We start from the raw sequence: 3,408 nt of genomic DNA on the forward strand, positions 1-3,408 counted from the left end.
GCCACGAGGCGCTCGCGCGCGTCGGGCTGGACGGCCAGGCCGCCCGGCCGGCCCGCGCGCTGTCCGGCGGGCAGCGGCAACGCCTGGCGCTCGCCCGCGCCTGGGCCACGCAGCCCGACCTGCTGCTGCTCGACGAGCCCACGGCGAGCCTCGACCCCGGCGCGAAGCGCGAGGTCGAGGCGCTGATCGAGCAGATCGCCCACACCGGCGTGACGATCGCGATGAGCACGCACAATCTCGGCCAGGCCAAGCGCCTGGCGACCCGCGTGGCCTACCTGGAAGGCGGGCGCGTGGTCGTCGAGCGCCCGGTCGACCTGTTCTTCACCGACGATGCGCTGCCGAGCGAGGCCGCGCAGTTCCTGCGAGGAGAGCTGCCCTGGAGATGACGCCAAGACCCGTGCAGGCGAAGGACGTGCGCATGCACGGCTTCGCGCAGCGCAGCGAGGTGGAAGTGGCCCAGGCCTGGGTCGACGGCCGGGCCGGCGCGCGGCCGCTGCCGGCGCAGGCCGTGGCGGTGGAAGAGAGCGCCGGGCGCGTGCTGGCTGCCGACCTGGTCGCACCGATCGACGTGCCGACGTTCCAGCGCGCCGCGATGGACGGCTTCGCGCTGCGCGGCGCGGAGACCGACGGCGCCGGCGAGTACAACCCGATCGAGCTGCCGGTGCTCGGCCAGGCACTGCCGGGCCGGCCGTTCGAGGGCACGGCGCCGGCCCGCACCGCGGTGCGCATCATGACGGGCGCGCCGCTGCCCGACGGCCTGGATGCGGTGGTGCCGGCCGAGTACGCCACCGAGGCCGCCGGGCGCATCGCGATCACGCGGCCGGTGTCGCCGTGGCAGCACGTCGGGCGCGTCGGCGAGGACATCCAGGCCGGCTCGACGGTGTTGCCCGCCGGGCGCCGCCTGCGGCCGCAGGACGGCGGCCTCGCGGCCTCGCTGGGCTTCGCGCAGCTCGACGTGGTGCGGCGTCCGCGCGTGCGGCTGCTCGTGACCGGCAACGAGGTGGTCGCCCCCGGCGCGACCAAGGGGCCGTGGGAGATCTACGACGCGAATTCCGTGCTGCTTCGCGGCCTCATCGCGCGCGACGGCGCGGAGCTCGAGAGCCACCAGCGCCTCGGCGACGAGGCCGCGGCGATCGGCGCGGCGATGTGCGCGCCGGGCGCCGACGTGGTGCTGGTATCCGGCGGATCGAGCGTCGGCAGCGAGGACCACGCACCGCAGCTGCTGGCCCAGCTGGGCGAGCTCGCCATCCATGGCGTCGCGATGCGGCCGTCGAGCCCCGCGGGCATGGGCCGCATCGGCGACACGCTCGTGTTCCTGCTGCCGGGCAATCCGGTGTCGTGCCTGTGTGCCTACGACTTCTTCGCCGGGCGCGCGATCCGCCGCCTGGCGGGGCGCGGCCCCGAGTGGCCCTACCGCCAGCGCCGGGCGACGGTGGCGCGCAAGATCGTCTCGGCCGTCGGCCGTGTCGACTACGTGCGCGTCCGGCTGGAGGGCGACGCGGTCGAGCCGCTGGCGGTGTCCGGCGCGTCGGTGCTGTCGTCGACGACGCGTGCCGACGGCTTCGTCGTCGTGCCGGCCGAGAGCGAAGGCTACGGCCCCGGCACCGAGCTCACCCTCCACCTCTACGACTGAGCCCCGGGCCCCGTGTGAAACCGACATCGCAATCGCAGTTCCTGGACGTCATCACCCGCGACGAGGCGACGCTGCGCTTCCAGCGGTACCTGAGGCTCGCGCCGCTGGGGCAGGAGCGCGTCGCGCTGGGTGCGGCGCTGCACCGCGTGCTGGCCGAGGACATCGTGGCCGGCATCGACGTGCCGGGCTTCGACCGCTCCAACGTCGACGGCTTCGCGCTGCAGGCGGCCGACACGCACGGCGCGCAGGAAGAGCGGGCCCGCACGCTGCAGCTGAACGACGAGGTGCTGCGGCCGGGCATCGTGCCGCAGCGGATGGCGGCGGCGGGCACGGCCACCCCGATCGCCACCGGCGGCATGCTGCCGCGCGGGGCCGACGCGGTCGTGATGGTCGAGAACACCGAGCTGCGCGGCGAGGGCCGCGTCGAGGTCAGCCGGGCCGCGACGGCGGGCGAGAACGTCAGCTACGCAGGCACCGACATCGCGCGCGGCGAAACGGTGCTGCGCGCCGGCCAGCGCCTCACCTCGCGCGAGATCGGCGTGCTCGCGGCGCTCGGCCTGGCGCAGGTGCCGGTGCACCGCGCGCCGCGGGTCGCGATCTTCTCCACCGGCGACGAGATCGTGGCACCCGGGCAGCCGCTGCGCACAGGCGCCGTCCACGACTCCAACGCCGCGATCATCGGCGCGGCGGTCGAGGAACTGGGCGGCCGGCCGGTGCACCTGGGCGTGATCCCCGACGACGAGGCCGCGCTGACCGCCGCGCTCGCGCGCGGGCTGGCGTGCGACGCGGTGGTGTTCTCGGGCGGCACGTCGAAGGGCGAAGGCGACCTGTCGTATCGGGTGGTCGGCCGGCTGGCCGATCCGGGCATCGTCGCGCACGGCGTGGCGTTGAAGCCGGGCAAGCCGGTGTGCCTGGCGGTCACCGGCGGCAAGCCGGTCGTGATCCTGCCGGGCTTCCCGACCTCGGCGATCTTCACGTTCCACGAGTTCCTCGCGCCGGTGCTGCGCGCCTTCGCGGGCCTGCCGCCCGACCGGCAGGAAACGGTGAGCGCGACGCTGCCGATGCGCGTGAACTCGGAGCGCGGCCGCACCGAGTACCTGCTGGTCGGGCTGGTGCGCACGGACGACGGCCTCGCGGCCTACCCGATGGGCAAGGGCTCGGGCTCGGTGACCACCTTCAGCACGGCGGACGGTTTCATCACGATCCCGCAGCACACCGAGATGCTCGATGCCGGCGATCGCGTCGACGTGCAGTTGCTGGGGCAGGGCCTGGAGCCGGCGGACCTGATCCTGATCGGCAGCCACTGCGTCGGCCTGGACTGGCTGGCGGGGCAGATGATCGGCGCGGGCTGGCGCGTCAAGTCGCTCAACGTGGGCAGCAGCGGCGGCCTGATGGCGGCCCGGCGCGGCGAGTGCGACATCGCCGGCATGCACCTGATGGACCCGGCCAGCGGCGAGTACAACCGGCCGCTGCTGACCGACACGCTGGAGCTGATTCCCGGCTATGGGCGGATGCAGGGCATCGTGTTCCGGCCGGGCGATCCGCGCTTCGAGGGGCGCAGCCTCGACGAGGCGGTCGCGGTCGTGACCGGCGACCGCGACTGCGTGATGGTCAACCGCAACGCCGGCAGCGGCACGCGCGTGGTGATCGACCGGCTGCTGGGCGCGGCCCGCCCCTCGGGCCACGGCGTGCAGACGAAATCGCACAACGCGGTGGCGGTGGCGGTGGCGCAGCAGCGCGCGGATTGGGGCATGGCGATCGACACGGTCGCGCGC

General features: G+C 74.7%; 3 protein-coding genes. All 3 read left to right on the forward strand.

The window, feature by feature from the left end; all coding sequences use genetic code 11:
- The coding region (locus tag AC1D12_RS28410; protein ID WP_477844438.1) for an ATP-binding cassette domain-containing protein at positions 1–386 on the forward strand (386 nt) is incomplete at its 5' end.
- Entirely contained in the window at positions 383–1,633 is a 1,251-nt protein-coding gene (locus tag AC1D12_RS28415; RefSeq protein WP_477824885.1) for a molybdopterin molybdotransferase MoeA, read from the forward strand. The genes AC1D12_RS28410 and AC1D12_RS28415, both read left to right, overlap by 4 nt.
- 14 nt (positions 1,634–1,647) lie before the next feature.
- Positions 1,648–3,408, forward strand: a 1,761-nt coding sequence (locus tag AC1D12_RS28420) for a molybdopterin biosynthesis protein (protein WP_477844440.1), incomplete at its 3' end; no start/stop codon positions are given.

The sequence above is a fragment of the Rhizobacter sp. P1_G5 genome (assembly GCF_056405435.1).

What these genes read in the sequence shown, in the direction of transcription:
- AC1D12_RS28415 (WP_477824885.1), top strand. Translation starts at nt 383, where the DNA reads ATGACGCCAAGACCCGTGCAGGCGAAGGACGTGCGCATGCACGGCTTC.